The 18,518-nt window shown below is 35.8% G+C and carries 18 protein-coding genes; 5 read left to right on the top strand and 13 right to left on the bottom strand.

Features of this window, described 5'->3' with window-relative positions; all coding sequences use genetic code 11:
- Positions 1-165: 165 nt before the first annotated feature.
- The 6 genes from BST91_RS01275 to BST91_RS01245 all read right to left on the bottom strand — a co-directional run bounded on the left by BST91_RS01275 (position 166) and on the right by BST91_RS01245 (position 8,203).
- Positions 166-942: an RMD1 family protein gene (locus tag BST91_RS01275; RefSeq protein WP_085774195.1), complete on the bottom strand. Its 777-nt coding sequence runs from the start codon at positions 940-942 to the stop codon at positions 166-168.
- 6 nt (positions 943-948) lie between these two features.
- Positions 949-1,287 carry a hypothetical protein gene (locus BST91_RS01270; RefSeq protein ID WP_042279823.1) on the bottom strand — a complete coding sequence of 113 codons (339 nt, stop codon included), beginning with the start codon at positions 1,285-1,287 and terminating at the stop codon, positions 949-951.
- Between the two features lie 2 nt (positions 1,288-1,289).
- Positions 1,290-2,267, bottom strand: coding sequence for a deoxyhypusine synthase family protein (locus BST91_RS01265; protein WP_085774194.1), 978 nt, complete (start codon positions 2,265-2,267; stop codon positions 1,290-1,292).
- The gene (gene speB, locus BST91_RS01260; RefSeq protein ID WP_085774193.1) at positions 2,257-3,198 is read right to left on the bottom strand and encodes an agmatinase; all 942 of its coding nucleotides are present in this window, start codon (positions 3,196-3,198) and stop codon (positions 2,257-2,259) included. Before speB ends, BST91_RS01265 begins: the two co-directional genes overlap by 11 nt.
- A 14-nt stretch (positions 3,199-3,212) precedes the next feature.
- Positions 3,213-4,673, bottom strand: a complete 1,461-nt coding sequence (locus BST91_RS01255) for an arginine decarboxylase (RefSeq protein ID WP_085774192.1) — start codon at positions 4,671-4,673, stop codon at positions 3,213-3,215.
- Between the two features lie 407 nt (positions 4,674-5,080).
- Complete coding sequence (locus BST91_RS01245) at positions 5,081-8,203, bottom strand: VPS10 domain-containing protein (RefSeq protein ID WP_060523100.1); 3,123 nt, start codon at positions 8,201-8,203, stop codon at positions 5,081-5,083.
- Between the two features lie 156 nt (positions 8,204-8,359).
- Between BST91_RS01245 and BST91_RS01240 the strand changes: the two genes are divergently transcribed.
- Together BST91_RS01240 and BST91_RS01235 are read left to right on the top strand one after the other, a co-directional pair.
- A complete protein-coding gene (locus BST91_RS01240; RefSeq protein WP_085774190.1) occupies positions 8,360-8,908 on the top strand; it encodes a carboxymuconolactone decarboxylase family protein in 549 nt (182 codons plus the stop codon).
- Positions 8,909-9,015: 107 nt separating this feature from the next.
- Entirely contained in the window at positions 9,016-9,483 is a 468-nt protein-coding gene (locus BST91_RS01235; RefSeq protein ID WP_085774189.1) for a 2-dehydro-3-deoxyphosphooctonate aldolase, read from the top strand.
- On the opposite strand, the gene BST91_RS01230 is transcribed toward BST91_RS01235, so the two are convergent.
- Positions 9,480-10,313: a helix-turn-helix domain-containing protein gene (locus BST91_RS01230; RefSeq protein ID WP_085774188.1), complete on the bottom strand. Its 834-nt coding sequence runs from the start codon at positions 10,311-10,313 to the stop codon at positions 9,480-9,482. The two genes, BST91_RS01235 and BST91_RS01230, sit on opposite strands and share 4 nt — an antisense overlap.
- Positions 10,314-10,338: 25 nt before the next feature.
- Positions 10,339-10,644 carry a rhodanese-like domain-containing protein gene (locus tag BST91_RS01225; protein WP_042279835.1) on the bottom strand — a complete coding sequence of 102 codons (306 nt, stop codon included), beginning with the start codon at positions 10,642-10,644 and terminating at the stop codon, positions 10,339-10,341.
- Positions 10,645-10,696: 52 nt separating this feature from the next.
- On the opposite strand from BST91_RS01225, the gene BST91_RS01220 reads away from it, so the two are divergent.
- On the top strand, positions 10,697-11,350 hold the full coding sequence (locus BST91_RS01220; protein ID WP_085774187.1) for an ATP-binding protein: 654 nt from the start codon (positions 10,697-10,699) through the stop codon (positions 11,348-11,350).
- Here the strand turns inward: BST91_RS01220 and BST91_RS01215 are convergent.
- The gene (locus BST91_RS01215) at positions 11,339-13,015 is read right to left on the bottom strand and encodes an aromatic amino acid hydroxylase (RefSeq protein WP_085774186.1); all 1,677 of its coding nucleotides are present in this window, start codon (positions 13,013-13,015) and stop codon (positions 11,339-11,341) included. The genes BST91_RS01220 and BST91_RS01215 overlap by 12 nt on opposite strands.
- A 95-nt stretch (positions 13,016-13,110) precedes the next feature.
- On the opposite strand from BST91_RS01215, the gene BST91_RS01210 reads away from it, so the two are divergent.
- Positions 13,111-13,677, top strand: a complete 567-nt coding sequence (locus BST91_RS01210) for a TetR/AcrR family transcriptional regulator (RefSeq protein ID WP_042279839.1) — start codon at positions 13,111-13,113, stop codon at positions 13,675-13,677.
- 63 nt (positions 13,678-13,740) lie between these two features.
- Entirely contained in the window at positions 13,741-14,562 is an 822-nt protein-coding gene (locus BST91_RS01205) for a hypothetical protein (protein WP_157546866.1), read from the top strand.
- 53 nt (positions 14,563-14,615) lie between these two features.
- On the opposite strand, the gene BST91_RS01200 is transcribed toward BST91_RS01205, so the two are convergent.
- The 4 genes from BST91_RS01200 to BST91_RS01185 form a co-directional block, all read right to left on the bottom strand.
- Positions 14,616-15,089: a thioredoxin family protein gene (locus BST91_RS01200; protein WP_085774184.1), complete on the bottom strand. Its 474-nt coding sequence runs from the start codon at positions 15,087-15,089 to the stop codon at positions 14,616-14,618.
- A 2-nt stretch (positions 15,090-15,091) separates the two neighbouring features.
- The gene (locus BST91_RS01195) at positions 15,092-17,455 is read right to left on the bottom strand and encodes a TonB-dependent receptor (RefSeq protein ID WP_244895656.1); all 2,364 of its coding nucleotides are present in this window, start codon (positions 17,453-17,455) and stop codon (positions 15,092-15,094) included.
- A 123-nt stretch (positions 17,456-17,578) separates the two neighbouring features.
- Entirely contained in the window at positions 17,579-17,992 is a 414-nt protein-coding gene (locus BST91_RS01190; RefSeq protein WP_085774182.1) for a hypothetical protein, read from the bottom strand.
- Positions 17,993-18,101: 109 nt separating this feature from the next.
- On the bottom strand, positions 18,102-18,518 hold the full coding sequence (locus BST91_RS01185) for a DUF6691 family protein (protein ID WP_085774181.1): 417 nt from the start codon (positions 18,516-18,518) through the stop codon (positions 18,102-18,104).

Below are 18,518 nucleotides of genomic sequence, written 5' to 3'. Positions count from 1 at the left end.
TTAGTATTCGTTACTAGCAGCATTTAGTAATCAGACCTGAAGATTTCCTTATTTATTACTACAATCTTATCTATATCATCCAAAGCTCAGCCTTATCGAAATACTGTATTAAAAAAGCCCAAGAAACATAAGTATCATGGGCTTTGTTCTTAAAAATTTACTATTCTATAAAAACTTCAGAATAAATAAATCTATTACTTCTATAACGATGAGTATGATGATGATCCACTCCAATCTACTGCTTTCATTATGGAACATAATCTCTTTAAATAGATCCAGGTTTTCCTTGACAATATCCAACTGTTGCTTGATGATTCTATAACGTTCTTGTACGTCAAATGCTTTTTTAAGAGCATTATTGATGTCGTTTAAATTTTCATCGTCCCAAACCTCATCTGGTGAATCAAAAATATAAAGGTGCTCACTGATATCATTTTTAATATTAAGAACTCCACCTATATACTTCTTGAGCTTCTTCCCTTTTATTTGAAGTCTTCCATCACGTTCTAGCAAGTATGTGTGTTTTTTAGTCTCCATTAAAAGATCCTCAGCCTTACTAGCGTAGGTTGAAAGCGTTACAGATTGTGACAAATGCAACATGACCATTCTTATCTTTTGAGGATCATCGTCAATTAAATCTAACTGGTTGTAGTGCAATTGTAATCGCTCCTTAAATAGCTCAAGTTGAAAAGAATCACTGTTTTCTTCCTGGTATCCATACCAATTACTAGCCTGTTTTTTGACTAATTGTAATTGTTCTGTTATTCTATGAAAATCACTGGTTGAACATACTACTCCATAACTTAATACTTGTAAATATTCACCAGATTCTGTTTTTATAAACAGCTCATCCTTTACAGAATTGAGCTGTCTACCACTTAAACTAAGACTTAATTCCTTTAAGTCTATTTGATCTGCTACATGACAGGCAGTAATTTTCATTCTAAATTAAAAGTCAACTTCTGGTTGAAAATCAGCATCTTCATTTTCTGGAAGCATGCTGTCCTCACTGTCATCAAGTTCATTAGTAATGTCTTCCTCTTCAACATCACTCTCATAGGCTTCCATAGCTGTTTGAAGCCTTTTACTGATTTTAACTAGATAAATGGTATCGTGCGTGCGCACCTCAACACAATCTACCCATTCATAATCCTTATTTCTAAAACTTATAATATCCCTATCATCATACCCATCTGGATATCTGTCTACAAGTAATTGTAATACTTGATCATTGAGTTTTTTATAATCTATAATAACTCGTTTGAAAGAAATAGCGTCTTGTTTCATGACTACATGTTAAGTAAATAAGCAAAAATCAAAGGAGCTACGATAGTAGCATCACTTTCTATTATAAATTTAGGAGTATCAATATCTAGCTTACCCCAAGTAATTTTTTCATTAGGCACGGCACCAGAATAAGATCCATAACTAGTAGTACTATCACTTATTTGACAGAAATAACTCCAGAATGGTGTATTGGTTCTTTCCATATCTTGATAAAGCATAGGAACCACACAAATAGGGAAATCACCAGCTATTCCACCACCTATTTGAAAGAATCCTATACCACTATCACTAGTATTCTCGGTGTACCAGTCTGCTAGCATTGTCATATACTCAATACCCGATTTAACTGTGCTTGCTTTTAATTCACCTTTCATCACATAACTAGCAAAAATGTTACCCATGGTGCTATCTTCCCATCCAGGTACCACGATAGGTAAATTAGCTTGTGCCGCAGCATACATCCAGCTATTTTTCAAATCGATTTCATAATACTCTTCTAGAACACCAGATAACAACATTTTATACATGAATTCATGTGGGAAATAACGTTCGCCTGCATCTTCTGCTTCTTTCCACAATTTGTAGATATGCTTTTGTAGGCGTCTGAACGCCTCTTCTTCAGGAATGCAAGTATCGGTAACGCGATTAAGGCCTTTTTCTAGTAAATCCCATTCATCTTGCGGTGTTAGGTCTCTATAATTAGGAACTCTTTTATAATGACTGTGCGCTACAAGATTCATGACATCTTCTTCTAGGTTTGCACCTGTACAAGAAATTATATGAACTTTATCTTGCCTAATCATTTCAGCAAAAATTTTACCTAATTCGGCAGTACTCATAGCTCCTGCTAGTGACACCAACATTTTGTTGCCTGCTGCCAGTTGATCTTCATAACCTTTTGCAGCATCAACTAGTGCAGCTGCGTTAAAATGCAAGTAATAGTTTTCTATGAATTGAGAAATAGCTCCTTTAGTATTCATCGTCGTCAATTTTTTCAGATTTTACATTGTTTTTTTCCGCTTTCGCGAAAGCGTAATCACCATCAAGGTCTTGCTCATCGCTAGCAAATTTGTAGCTCAACATTTTGTAATAAAGTTTTGCCGCAGCAAATGCCGAAGCTTTGTAATCGCCAGTTGCACACAGCTCTACTATATCAAATCCTACCACATTGCGCTCCTCAAAAACACGTCGTAAAAACTCTAGAGTCTCGTACCACTGAAGTCCTCCAGGTTCTGGAGTTCCAGTCGCTGGTAAAATAGATGGATCAAAAGCGTCCAAATCAAACGTGATATACACATCATCTGTAAGCGCGTCTATAGCGCTATCCATCCAGTAATCATCGGTAATCATTTCATGTGCAAAATATACTTGGTCTTTATTCATTACAGTAGTTTCTGCAACATCCATACTGCGTATTCCTACTTGAACCAAGTTCATATTTTCATTTGCTTCATACATAGCGCAAGCATGATTGTATGGCGATCCCATGTATTCTTTTCTCAAATCGGCATGAGCGTCCAATTGTAATACACTTAAATCTTGATACTGTTCATTCATAGCACGCATGGCGCCTATAGAAATGCTGTGTTCACCACCAAATAAGGTGACAAATTTGTTACGGTTTACGTGACCTTTGACTGCAGTGTAAACTGCATTTACCATAGCATCTGGACTTGAATTTTCATCAATAGTTGGTGCTAGATAAATACCTTGCTTGTAAACTTCAGTATTTGTTTCAATATCGTACAACTCCATATTTTCTGAGGCTTCTAGAAAAGCATCAGGACCTTTATCGGCTCCTTTTCCCCAGGTACTTGTACCATCGTAAGGAACTGGAATTAATACTGTTTTTGCGTTATTCAGGTTTCCAAATTCATCTGGAATTCCTGCATAAGTCGATGAAAGTTTCATTTTTTATGAAAGGATTAAATAGAGTAATTGATTGTTTCAGGCAACTCGACATCCTCTTCACTTGCTACTGTAAGTGGTGACTCACTGTAACCTAAAAGAGACAAAAGCTGCTCAGATTTTTGTTGTTCAGAAAAAAGTGAAGTAGTTAAATTGCCTTCTTCATCTCTATCTATAAGAATATGTTTAGGTTGTGGTATCAAGCAGTGTTGTAAACCACCAAATCCACCAATGGTTTCTTGATAAGCACCTGTATTAAAAAATCCAAGGAACAACGGTCTATCCTTATTGTATTTAGGTAAATAAATAGCATTCATGTGTTGTTCACTGTTGTAATAGTCATCACTATCACAAGTAAGACCACCTAGTAATACGCGCTCATACTCATTATTCCACCCGTTAAGAGGTAACATGATGAATCGCTTATTTATGGCCCAAGTATCTGGTAATGTTGTGATAAAGGAACTGTTGATCATGTTCCATTTTTCACGATCATTTTGTTGTTTTTGATACAGCACTTGGAAAATAGCACCACCACTTTCTCCCACGGTATAGCTTCCAAACTCAGTAAAAATATTAGGCTCATCTACTCCTGCCTGAACACAATACTGTTTAATTTGACCTACAATCTCATGAATCATATAGGCATAGTCGTATTCAAAGGCAAGTGAGTTCTTAATAGGAAATCCACCACCTATATTCAGACTGTCTAATTCTGGACATATTTTTTTGAGCTGTACATAAACATTCAAACATTTATTGAGCTCATTCCAATAGTAAGCAGTATCTCTAATTCCTGTATTTATGAAAAAGTGTAACATTTTGAGTGATACTTTTTCATCGTTTTGTATTTGTTTTTTATAGAAAGGAACAATATCCTTATACCCAATCCCTAGTCTTGAAGTATAGAACTCAAATTTAGGTTCTTCTTCACTAGCAATGCGTATTCCTACATTAAACGGACGGTTAATTGCACCACGCAACAACCCTAATTCTTCATAATTATCAATAACACTAATTGAGTTATCATGTCCTTGATTAACTAATTGTGCAATGTTGTCAATGTACTGGTCACGTTTAAAACCATTACTCACAATGTAAGTATCTGGTTTTATTTTTCCGCTTTTTTTAAGCTGCTGAACTATGTCCAAATCAAAAGCACTTGAAGTTTCAATATGAATATTATTTTTCAACGCTTCATCTAGCACATGTTTAAAATGCGAGCTTTTTGTACAATAACAATAATGGTATTCTCCTTTATAATCATGTGCTTTTATTGCATCCTGAAACCATCCTTGCGCCGCTTTTATATTTTGCGAAATTTTAGGTAAGTAGGTAAATTTTAAAGGCGATCCATAATCAGCTACTAATTGTTTAAGGTCAATACCGTGAAATTGTAGCCAATTGTTTTTTAATTCAAATTCCTCTTGAGGAAAATAGAAGGTTTGATCAATAAGATCAATATACTTGTTCTTCATTATATAAAGCTATATGTCGATTATTAGTTAGCTTAAAGCTACTAATTATTAAAGTTTAAAAAATGAAGAGAAGGTTGATTAACAATTAAATAAGAGTTAATCCTACCTGGTAGATAAGATTGAATTTCAGAAGTCAGCCATAAAATTCGGTTCTCTATACCTAGAGCAGCTGTGAGGATAGACTTCTTTATGTCCTCCAGCCCGAATCTGAAAACAATTTTCATTTAAAAAGGCGATGCGCAGTTTAAAAAAATGATTGCTGCTCATCATGGGGTCAAATGTATTCAAAAGTTTAAATAAAAAAACTTTTTTTAAATTTTTTATATATTGAATATCAATACATTACGGGTAAAATAAAAAATCCGCAGAGATTATTTCTGCGGATTTTGATCTTAATTATGCTAGAATTATTCTTTATCCAACATTAAGTAATCTAGTTTAATCTCGTTAAACTTATTATTGAACTGCTTAATATCTGATTGGAGTACCTTGTCAAACTCCTGAAGTTGTAATTCAATCGCACTAGTTAACTCATTTTTCACTTGAATCGCTTGATTAGTAGGCGCAAAATCACTCATTCCTGTTAGGCTATTTAAATGAGCCAACTTATTCGTCAAACGAATTGGGAAATTTAATGGATCCTGACCACTGCGGTTTTGGGTTTGATACAGCGCTTTTTCTACTTCATTGAATTTCTTTTGCATTTGAGTAGCCATTTCCACCATTTCTTTTACTTCTTCTCTCTCATCCTCCTTATAGAGGTTTTTAAATGAAGTAAGTTTCTTATTAAACTCTCGTATGTTTTTAATACTCTTATGCGCTTTGTCAACCGTTGCGTTTACCTCGGTTATGAAATCAAACTGTTTTTGCATGTCTGCCACAGTTGCCTCACTATTTGGTGGTGCGATAATGGTAATAGGTTGACTTAACTTCTCATCATTAATCTCTAATTCTACCTTATAATTACCAGGAACAGCTTTTGGCCCAGAAAGGTTTGCCCACCATAGAATCATACCTTTTAGCTGTTCGGCACCGTCGTATTGAGTATTCCAATTAAATAGATTTGCACCGGTTTTTGCCTTGAGCGGACTTTTTTTGTCGTAAGTAGCATACTTTTTAATCAACTTATTTTTATCGTCATAAAAACTAAGTGCCACACTGTCCTTCTCATTTAATTTCGGTAAATAAAAGTGAATTTGAACACCAGCTGGATGGTTTGTCCCTGCAGTTAAAGATCCTGGCCTACCATTTCCTGCCATCCTGTAGGCAGTTTTTGGTTTGAAAAGAATGTTTTCATTCTGCTTTCGCGAAAGCGTGTGCTGCACTCCTTGTCTAACTAAATCTAAGTCATCGTGAATCCACAAACTTCTTCCTTGAGTTGCGATGATTAGGTTACTGTTCTTCACAGCAAGATCTGTTACTGGAACTATAGGGAGATTAAGTTGAAAACTTTCCCAATTTTTACCATCGTTGAAGGAGATGTACAATCCAGTCTCGGTTCCCGCGTATAACATACCTTGAGTTTTGTCATCTTCACGGATAACACGCGTAAAATGCTCGTCTGGTATACCGGTGGTTATTTTTTTCCAAGATTTCCCGTAATCGTCTGTCTTAAACAGGTACGGTTCAAAGTCTCCTAACTTGTATCGTGTTGCTGCTACGTAGCATGTGGCTGCGTCATAACGACTAGGTTCAATACTATTTATTTGAGCCCATTCTGGCAGTCCTTTAGGAGTTATATTTTGCCAGTTTTTCCCGCCGTCGCGAGTAAGGTGTACTAGTCCATCATCACTTCCTACCCATAATTCACCAGCTTTCACAGGAGATTCGGCAGCGGCAAAAATGGTACAATAGTATTCTACACCTGTATTATCTTTTGTAATAGGTCCACCACTAGGACCTAATTTTGTAGGGTCATTACGTGTAAGATCTTTACTTAGTAGTTCCCAACTTTGACCTTCGTCAGTAGTTACGTGAACGTGATTTGAGAACGCGTATAATTTATTAGGTTCATGTTTTGAAAACATAATAGGGAAGTTCCATTGAAAACGGTATTTCATTCCTTCTGCGCCATGACCCATTGGATTATCTGGCCAAACGTTTACCGCACGTACCGATTTAGTTTGATGATTTACCCTAGTAAGATAACCACCATAGCTACCACCATAAACGATATCGTTATTTTTAGGATCCACAGCAATGTGAGCACTTTCTCCACCAGCGGTTCCTTCCCAGTCTTTATCTGTTATACTACGACCAGTGGTTCTATGAGGGATTCTAATCGTTCCATTATCCTGTTGTGCAACATAAATTCGATAAGGAAAGCTATCATCTGTGGTTACTCTATAATATTGAGCAGTAGGTTGATTGTGATAGGTACTCCAGGTTTGACCGCCATCGTAGGTTACTTGTGCGCCACCGTCATCGGCCATGATCATTCTATTTGAATCCTCTGGTGCAATCCATAAATCGTGATGATCACCATGAGGCGCTCTGGCACTTTCAAAGGTTTTACCACCATCAACGCTTTTATGGTAGCTTACATTTACTACGTAAAGTTTATCCACGTCTTCAGTATCGGCATAAATACGTGTGTAATACCAAGCTCTTTGTCTTAAACTACGGTCGCTATTGGTGCGTCGCCATGTAAGGCCAGCGTCATTACTACGATAAACACCACCTTTGTCTTTATGTTCAACTATGGCATATAACCTGTCACTACTTACTGGTGATACAGTAATACCCATTATTCCTAAAGTACCTTGAGGGAAACCTTCATTGGAAGAAATTTTCTTCCATGTTTCACCGTAATCTGTACTTTTCCATAAAGCACTGCCATCACCACCACTGCTTAAACTATAAGGTGTGCGTTGAAGTCTCCAAGTGCTGGCATACAATACACGTGGATTGTTAGGGTCTATGATTAAATCAACAGCTCCTGCCATATCGTTGGCATAAAGTTTTTTGCTCCATGTTTTACCACCGTCGGTCGATTTATAGACGCCGCGATCTGTTGTGGGTTTGTAAATATTACCTAGTACAGCTGCGTAAACTATATTGTGGTCATTGGGATCGATAGCGATACGAGGTACGTGTCTACTATTAGGTAATCCTGCAGACTTCCATGTTTTACCTGCATCTTCACTTTTATACACACCATATCCGCTAGATACATTTCCTCTCACTGTTTTTTCTCCACCACCTACATAGATTACATTATGATCACTTGGTGCAACGCTTACAGCACCAATAGATCCTCCAAAAAATCCATCAGAGATATTCTTCCAGGTTCTACCACCATCTTGTGTTTTCCACACTCCACCACCGGTACTTCCGAAATAAAACAAATTAGGTTTTCCTGGCACACCCGTAACAGCGGCACTACGGCCACCTCTAAACGGACCTAATAATCTAAAGTTTTGAGATTCGTAAAGTTTTTGAGATTCTGGTGGTTCTGGTAGTTGTTGTGAATTTGTTTTGGCGCAAGCTAAAACAACCAATAAAGTCAAGAGTAATTTTAAACATTTCATGCATTCAAATTTTCCTTAAATATAAGTCTAAGAGCACAAAATTTAAGTATCGGGAATTATTGATAACGTATAAGGAAATAACCACATTTCTAAAGGTCTATTCACATCGGATATTTGTACCAACAAAACAAACAAGTACAATAAAATAGATACAATATGGCAACTTTTAATGTCCCAACAAGAGATCAAGTTAACAATACAAATCAAGGAATTTTTGACAACCTTGAGAAACAATTAGGGTTTGTACCTAATCTATACGCGACCTATGCGCTTTCCAATAATGCATTGAGTAATTATTTGAATTTCTCTAGCGCCAAAACTTCTTTAAATAATAAAGAAAAAGAAATCGTAAACCTAGCAGTAAGCCAGGTGAATGAATGTCAATATTGCTTGAGCGCTCATACTGCAATAGGAAAAATGAATGGATTTACTGACGAGGAAATCCTGGAGTTCCGATCAGGAAAATCTAGTAATAATGAGAGTTACAACGCTCTTGCAGCGCTGGCCAAAAATATTACTGAAAATAGAGGTCGCGCAGATAATGATAAAATAGAAGCTTTTTTTGATGCTGGATATTCGCAAGAAAATCTAGTAGACACTATCGTTTTAATAGGTGATAAAACCATTTCAAATTACCTACACAATACTACACAAGTGCCGGTAGATTTTCCAGAAGCACAAGCTTTGGAAGCTGCTACTGTATAAAGTGTATTTTTTTCATAGTTAGTTGGTTGATTGAAAACAGGCAGATTCATAAAGGACTGCCTGTTTTTGTTTTAAAGATTGTATTTTTAATAAACCAAAATTTCAAAATGAAAAACCTAGCCATATTTACACTTTTTATCTTTATGACGAGCTGCAATAGTACTAAAACTGCTCTTGAAAAAAGTAATTCAAAAACTGAAGATACAAGTGTAGAGAAAACCCAAATTCTTCAAAACTCTTATGCCTTTCTTGTAACTGCCAAGGCAACTGATAAGGATTATGGATATTCACCTGACAAGCCTGCCATGGTAGGTGGCGTTAATTCTAACGAAGGTCCAACTAATGAACGACGCTTTCTAAATGCACTAGCTGGTCCTAATGGAGAAGAACTCGAATATTACAGAGCCGGAAGCTGTTGCCCTATGAAATCAAAAAATGGTTTTAAAGGTGTCGCTTTATTAGATAAGTACCGCGTTTATTACAAAGGAAGTAAAGACACTCTAGATTTGTATATCAATATGTATGACAGTCGCCAGTTATATATCCCTAGTGGTTTAACAGCTAGAAAGTTCTAGTGATCCTTGCGATACTGCAAGGGTGATATTCCTACATGTTTTTTAAAAAACTTAGAGAAATGACTAGCCTCGTTGTATCCTAATTCAAAAGCTATTTCCTCGGCGCTATATTGAGAATTTCTCAACAAGCGTTTTGCTTCTACAACAATGCGCTCGTTTATAATCTGTAAGGGCGATTTTAAATTGTTTTTTTTGAACAAATTGGATAAGGTTTTGGGTGATTTATACAACATGGCTGCATAATCACTTACTTGATGGTTTTCCTTAAAATGTTGCTCTACTAAAATGTTATACTGTCTAAATAAATCAAGTTGTTTAATAGAGAGTTCCTCAGACAAACCATTTTCTTTGAGTAATCGAGTGCTGGTAATCAACATTCTTTTAAGCAACGTTCTTAACATTTCACCTTGAATACGATCCTTAGTCTCAAACTCTTCTTGAAAAAGTAAAAGCATGGCATCAAAGCTACGAGATTGTTTATCTGACAATGAAATTACCGGCGCAGTGGACGAGCCATAGAATAACAGTCCATTACAACTTACTTCTTCATCATTATGTTGAATACAATAAAACTCACGATTAAACACAAAGGCAATCAAACCGTGATTGTTCTTTGGGACCTCAACTATATTATTTGGTGTACAAAACAGTACTTGATTTTGTTTGAGCAATAAGTCATACCCATCAACCATCATTTCTTGCTCTCCTTTATAACACCAAATAATTTTATACATACCATCTTCCTTTAGTAAGTTCAAGGAAGGACCACATTGAAAGTTGGTAATGGTAAATTTACCTTCGGCCTTGATGTTATGATAATCCAATTTCATAAGGTAAAAATAGGAAAAATCTACTTTAATTCTTTTTGATATATTTTTTAACAGAACCTATTCCACCAGCATCAATAACTTTAAATCCCTTAGACTTAAGTTTTGCAGTAGCCATAGTACTACGACCACCCATTTTACAATATGCGATTATAGGTTTTTCCCTATCCAATTTATCCAATTGACTCTCTAAAGAAGACAATGGTATGTTTAATGATCCAGGGATATTATTACCATTAAATTCTGATGAAGTGCGCACATCAAGTAGCAACGCATCCTGATTAAGGTATTCCTGTATTCTTTGTTTCTTTTTATTTTTAAATAGTCCGAACATTTTTATTTAATAATTTTTAAAGTCCTAAATGTAGCTTTTATACCTTAGTCGTATGGAATACATAAACTATATACTTATAGGTTTTGGTCTTGGGATACTTATTGTTCAATTCTTTAAGCAAGAAGAAAAAGCCGCCAAAAAAGCTAGGGTAAAAGCTAGAGCTGCACATAGAACTCGCCTAAAAAAACAACACGACTTAATAAAATCCCTTGCTGCTAAACATACAGAACAACCTTCAGTTAAAAACGAAGCTATCCATATTATTACCGATTACTCCCTTAAAAGTATAGAATTTTCTCTCGATGACCTTACTAAGCTTATCACAATTCTACAGGACCATTACAAGAAAACTTCCAGTAAAACGACTTTTAAAACCAGTTTTCCTACTCAGTTAAACCAGCAGTTAGAACCTATACATTTCTGGAAATTACTAATACTAACAAACGAAGCGCTGCACAACGCAGTTCAACACTCGGCAGCGACTTACATTACAAATATTGTTTCTATAGAAACCAAAGAACTTGTGATAATTACGCATGACACTGGTATAGGCTTTACTAAAACAGAACTCACCTATTCCAATGGCTTAAAATTGCTCCATCAGTTAGTTGATGAATTGAACGGTATTACCACATTAACGAGCACTCTTGGTAATGGCACTATTGTGCGTACCTCATTCCCACTTATAACTTTTTTAAGTAAGTAACTCATTAATCTCATCTATCAACAACCATTGATCAGGAAATTCTTTTTCCACTTGATTCAAGATACCTGTAAGCTCATTGATTTGATCATCGTTTAGGACAGTGTTATTTGTTTTTACGCTTTCGCGAAAGCGTCGTACCTTTTCATACCATCCATGAACAACAAGTTGTTTTTCAGTGTAAACAGGTTTCACAGTTTTTGTATCACTCTCGTGGTATACTAGGTCAAAACTGTGATAATCGGCCGGACCAGCATAGGCACTAACTATTTCCTTTCCAACTGCTAAATGCAGCATACCATCTTGAGGTGTAAAAAGCACCTCATCTTTGTAAGTAACCGTGCAGTCCACGAATTGAATAAGCATAAGTTTACCATTCAAATTACGCATACCAGTTACATTTAAACCTTCTACATGAATACCACTTTCATAGGTGAACTCTATACGTTCATTATCATAAAAATTATAGGCTTGTAAATCACGAGGTCCCATATCCTCAATGGCTAGCGAAATGCCTTTTAGTTTTCCTAGCGGACTCAAAAAGCCTTTTTTATGTGTAGAAATTCCATGCCCGATAAGTTCCTTCTCCCTATACGCTAGTGCCGATTCACCTGTTGTCTCAAAGAATACCACCTCGTTGTCCTCATTAGTAATCATACGAGTAAATACTCCTGATACTTGTAATCCGGTGCTCAATTCTATAGTTCCTAAACTCTTAGAATCTATTAATTTACGTAAGCCTCGATGACCACCTTTACGTACAGCCATAGTATTAGCAAACTCCTCAAGAACCTCGCTCAATCGGGCAAAATCTGGCGTAACATATAAATGCGGTTGTTTGCGAGTTATATCAAAGTCTTGATAAGCAGCATCAATAGAATAAGGTCTTTTTTCCACTTCTGGCTCCAGGCAACTTTTACTCTCACCTATACTAGAAAGCAATCCTGCTCCATAAATCTTAGGATCGTCTAGAGTTCCTACTAGCCCGTATTCCACAGTCCACCAATGTAAGTTGCGAATGAGAGACATCTCGCTAGGTTCCACCTTTTTGTTTTGTAAACGTTCCACTTCTTCCTCGGCATTGGAGATTTGTTGATCTAGTTGTGCATCGTGAACAGCCGTGCGTGTTTCTTTAAGTATGGAAAGCTGCCTAACAGCCTCGTACATTTGATGATCGTGTGCACTTGAAATTGCTTTACTACCTATTTCTCCAAATCGTCTTAAATATTCTGCGTAGTCTGGGCTGGCAATTATAGGAGCATGTCCTGCAGCCTCGTGGATAATATCTGGAGCAGGCGTGTATTCAATATTCTCTAGCTTTCTTATATCGGCAGCAATTACCAATATTTTATAGGCTTGAAATTCCATAAAGGCAGCTGGTGGAATAAATCCATCAACCGCAACTGCTGCCCAGCCTATTTCCTTTAAAATACGATTCATTCCATACATAGAAGGAATCTCTTCAATAGAAATACCTGTTTTTTCCAATCCTTTTAAGTACGATCCATGAGCAACTTTACTTAAAAACTCAACATTACGTTGCATGACATGACGCCACACCGCTTGATCTTGCGCTGTGTACAATTCATAGTTTTGTGGTTTTATGAATTGTTTTAAATGAGGTGGTAAACGGTCAATTAAAGGATTAGATTCTATGTTTTGTAGCATGTCTACGTATTTACACGCAAATCTAAAGTCTAATTATCACATGGATGGTATAAACTTTTGTGAATAATTTGTTTTAGAGGTATACTTGCAATCCCATGACCCAGCGTAAATCTCAAATTCTAACTACTGCAGCACGACTTTTTAAAGAACGTGGATATTCTGCCGTTACCATGCGAGATCTAGCTGCGGCGCTAGATATGAAGGCTGCAAGCTTGTATAATCATATATCTGGCAAACAAGAAATACTTACGATTTTAATTCTTGAGGTTGCTCACGAATTTACCAATGGAATGAAGCAAGTTGAAAGTGACGATAGCACTGCCTTTGTAAAGGCTCAAAATCTTATCGCCTTACATATAAAAATTGCTTTGTCACTTACTGATTCACTAGCTGTTCTTAATAACGACTGGATGCATCTAGAAGGAGTTTCCTATGAAGAATATATTCGATTGCGTAAGAATTATGAGGCTGATTTTAAACAAATCATACTAGAAGGAATCGATAAAGGCGAGTTCAAAAACATGAGTGTTGAAACCATCTTATTCAATCTTTTGAGCACACTAAGATCCATCTATTTATGGATTCCAAAGAAATCTCCCAGTGAGATTGAAACCCTTAAAGTAGAACTGCCAGACTTACTTTTACTTGGACTTAAAAAATAAGTCCTTTTAAACTTTCTACAATTTTAAGGGTCTCATAATCGTTAAACATTAAAACCATTTATTATGAGAAAATTATTGATTTTACCTTTCATGACAGTATTACTTTCAATAGGCACCTCATGTTCTAGTGATGATGAAAACACAAACCAATCTGATACAGAACTAGCAAAGGAAAGCGCAGCTATTGAAGTAGCAGAATCGTTTGATTTTGACCTAGTTCTAGATGTCGAGGACCTTAATTTCTCAAGAGATTTTACAGAAGAGGATAGCATTTCTAAAAATGGTTGTGTGGTTGTTACCACTCAAACTACAAACGGTGGTTTTCCTAAAACTTATACACTAGATTTTGGGACTGGCTGCACGTCTCCTAGAGGTATTACCCGAACCGGGATAATCGAAATTACTTTAACTGACATGTTACGTAATCCAGGAGCAGTAGCAACTGTAGAAAGACGCAATTACACTATAAATGGAAGAGGTTTATCTGGTCTAGTAACTTATACAAATACGTCAACATCAACCAGTATTCAATGGAATCGAAATGTTTCAAATGGAAGTTTTACCAGTTTAAATGGATCGGTATTTAACTTTAATAGCGACGTTGACACTCGACTTATTCAAGGAGCTGGAACATTAACAAGAACTGATGATTTAGTGGAATTATTCATGGGTAATAGAACGGTAAGTAGACCAAATGGCTCTAGTCTTACAATTACCATCTCACAACCTTTACTCAAACCTTATACTTGTGCAAATATCGCTCAAGGTGTTCTTGATTTTAATGGTACAGTTTTACAAGGTAGCTTGGATTATGGCTCTGGTGCTTGTGACAATCAAGCAGTGTATACAACAGTAACTGGTAATACTATCAATATTACTTTATAAGATATATAAGCAAAAAAGAAAAAAAGCCTTTTCAATTTACGAAAAGGCTTTTTTTATTGAATCCATTGATACAATTCCTTTGGTGATAAATACTCAAAAGAACGCTTGATAACATTGAATTGTTCATCAAATAGTACGATTACAGGCGCTACAAAAGGTTTGTCTTTTCGACTTCCTAATAATTCGGCGAGCTCATGAATCGGGTTTCTAGATTTTTTAAGGTTTTTATTGATAAATTGATCATTGCCTATTTGGATAGTATCAGCTGTTTCAGCGTTTAATTTAATGGAATAATAATCCTTTTTTAATTTCTCTATTACCTGCAGATCTCTAAATGCAGATTGCTCCATTTTTTTACAATACACACACCAATCCGTATAAAAATAAAGGATTGTTTTTTTACGCTTTCGCGAAAGCGAGTCCTCAACATTCTCAATCGTGGTCCATTCTATTGAATTGTCTTGTGCGTTTAATGGTAATACCACAAAGGCCACAATAACAAAAACGAGTGTAGTATACAGTTTCATAATCAATGCATTTTACCAATTTTGATTCCTAAAAATACAGTTCTAGGAGCCATAGGCCCATAAACATAATCTGAATCTCTGGTAGCGCCTGTATCAAAATCGTCTTGAAAACTATCAAACATATTGCGCACTCCACCAGAAATGGTAATCATAAAATCATCACTGTAATCAAAATGAGTTTCAACTTTGAGATTCATGTCTAAAAAAGGATTAGATCGATTTATTTGCAGAAATCCGCTGTCACTTATTACTCTAGGAACATTCATGCGACCTGTATAGGTACTGGTAAGATCGATATTAAACTTTGCTGACGGTAACCAGGTAGCATTTAAAAACCCATACCAATTAGGATTACGTACAAACTCATCTATAAAGATATCAGACTCTCCTAAAGCACCATCGCTTTCAAAGAGTAATTGTTCATCGTCATACCTAGATTCTTGATAGGTAGCGCCTATTTGAAACCTCCAATCGGACGATGGCGAAACACCAATTTCAATATTACTACCAAAAACAGTTGCACCAGAACCATTGCGTACCTCTTCTAATATAGAACCATTATTCAAGGTAGCACCTGTGCTCACTTGAGTAAATGGATCCTGAATAGTTGTATAAAATCCTTCTACCAGAAAATCTAATTGAAGTAAGTTTTTTGAGAGAGAGTAATTAAAAGAACTGGTAAAAGCATTAGAGTATTCTGTTTTTAAATCTTCAGATAAGATAACAAAGAGCTGTTCTCCTCCTACACTAGATATATGCAAATCTTCATTAAAAGCTTGTGGAGCTCTAAAACCTCGAGCATAACCTGCTCGTAATTTAATTTGTTTTGTCAGGTCATAACTCATAGTTAATCTGGGAGAAATAGCTGTTTGATCGATTGACACTTCTCGCAAAACTGTTCCTACTGAATATTTCCCATCCACGTTTACATGGTCTAATCTTGCTCCTAATAAAGCAGTAACTTTTTCTGTAGGTTTCCACTCGTATTGTGAGTAAAACCCAATAGTATTTACTTGTTGATCAATAGATCGATTATAGCCAGGAATTTCATCTTCCGTATTGGTTGTTACGTATTCCAATCCTGTAGTGATTACATCTCTTGTGAATGATTTGGTATGTTGAACTCCTGTTACCCAAGCCAAATCCTTTGTAGTACCAAATGCATTATTGGCAATTAAACTATCCTGCCTAGTTCTTGATCCTCCTAAACCACCGTAATAGCTGTCTCGATTTGTATAAGATGTACTTGTATAAGCTTGTAGCTTGTGAGAGTAATCGGTGCTTTCCCATTCATAATCGGCACCACCTATGAATGTATCATGTTGAAGCTCTTCCGTAATATCGGTAAATTGAGGAGCAAGATCCAGTCGGTCACCACCACGTCTATATTCCTTTATGGCATTTAAATTCAATGAGATCCTACTGCGCTCATGAGGTTTCAAGAAAGCTTTTGCCCCTACAGTAGTGTTATCAATTTCTACTAATTCAGTAAAGCCATCGTCATTAGCATCATAGGCATCGCGATTGCGGTATGAGCCGTATAAGGTGACTCCAGTCTGTAAATCATCAGCTACTATAGATGAATTGAAATTTAAATTTCTATCCAGTACGTCTCCTTTTATGCTTGATATGGTACTACCTATTTCCCAAGTATTTAAAACAGGATCTTTGGTGATTACGTTTACCGTACCTGCAATAGCATTTGAGCCATATAGAGCACTACCACCACTGCGCACCACTTCAATACGATCAATGGTATTAACGGGTATTTGCTCTAGACCATAAACGCCCAATAGAGAAGTGAATACTGGTCTACTATTCAAAAGAATCTGAGTATAGGCTCCTTGTAATCCATTTAATCTTACTTGAGTAAATCCACAATTTTGACAATTATTTTCTACTCTTACTCCAGGAGCGTAACCTAATCCATCGGCCAGTGTAGTTGATTGGGTTGCATTGAGCAATCTTGTACGTATAGAAGATATTACCACCGGTGCTTTTTTACGTTCTACTCGATTACGAGTAGCGCTTACTACAACTTGGTCTAATCCTAAAGCATCTTTTGTCAATGTGAATTCAAACGAGTTTTCTTCTTGAGATACATTAATGGTTTGGGTTGAATTGCGGTATCCGGATGCCGAAATATAAAGAGTATACACACCTTTCTCATCTAAGGTTATAGAAAATTCACCATCAATATTAGTGAATGCTCGTGTGTTTGTTTCTTTAACTACAACAGTAGCCAGAACTACAGGATCTTTATCACTTAAAACTTTACCTTTTATAGTTAAAGAAGGTGATTGAGCGAGTGAAATAATGGGCATTACAAAAGCCATTACTATACACAATTCTAATTTACGAAGCATCAAAACTTATTTTTAGACAAAACTAAATAATTAATTAGCTGTAAAAAAATAATATAAAATAATTTAAAAAACCTCTAACTTTTTTAAGAGTTAGAGGTTTTTTAAATACAGTAAGTATTTATGTTATACTAAGTGTTTTTTAATGTGAGCTGTGACCAAATAATCAGACCAAATGACCGCTTGTTCAATTTTATCAAATGCTTGAAAAGGAACTTTTGAAAATTTTTTTTCAATCCTAATATTTTGAATAGTAAGCGGTGAATATGCAACCACACCAATACCCAAAAGATTGGGAATCTCAGGAAAATGATGATAGACGAGTGGATTTACGCTATAGGAGTTAACCCTATTACTCAAATAAACCATCGGATTTGATCCGTAGGTTTTTTCTATAAACATCTTCAAATAACGAACATGACCTTCGCCAACTACAATTCCTTCTGCTATTTGGGTGATTAAAAAATTTTTAAAAACAAACACTTCTGCATAACCGAAATCTTTAAAAGTAATCCTATCCATAGCAGAAATTTTAATCAAAGTTAAATTTTATAACTAATCAAAATTCTAAACAATATGATAATAGTAGTTAATTTTCTGTTTATCAGTAATTTCTGTATCTAAAACAAATTAATAAGAAAATTCATTATTAATGAGGAAGCCTAGTTCGTAAAAGGCCATAAACGTAAGTGCCTATTAATGCACCACTAATTACGATTAAAATAGTAGGAAAACCAGCACCTATCAAAACATACATAGGTCCAGGGCATGCACCTGCAAGCGCCCAACCTAATCCAAAAAGAATTCCGCCAATTAAATACCTAGGAAAACTAGGTTGTTTTTGGTTTAATTGCATATCTCGTCCACCTAAGGCTTTGATATTTTTACGCTTAATTAATTGTATTCCCACTACTCCAAGAATAAGAGCACTTCCAATAATTCCGTACATATGAAAGCTATCGAAACGAAACATTTCATAAATCCTAAACCACGAAGCAGCCTCAGACTTATACATTACTAAACCAAAAAATACTCCTATGGCTAAATATGTTGTATACTTTTTCAT

It is taken from the genome of Nonlabens tegetincola (assembly GCF_002117085.1).
GTDB classification, from domain to species: Bacteria; Bacteroidota; Bacteroidia; order Flavobacteriales; family Flavobacteriaceae; genus Nonlabens; species Nonlabens tegetincola.
This window is presented reverse-complemented; position numbering and strand designations above follow the sequence as displayed.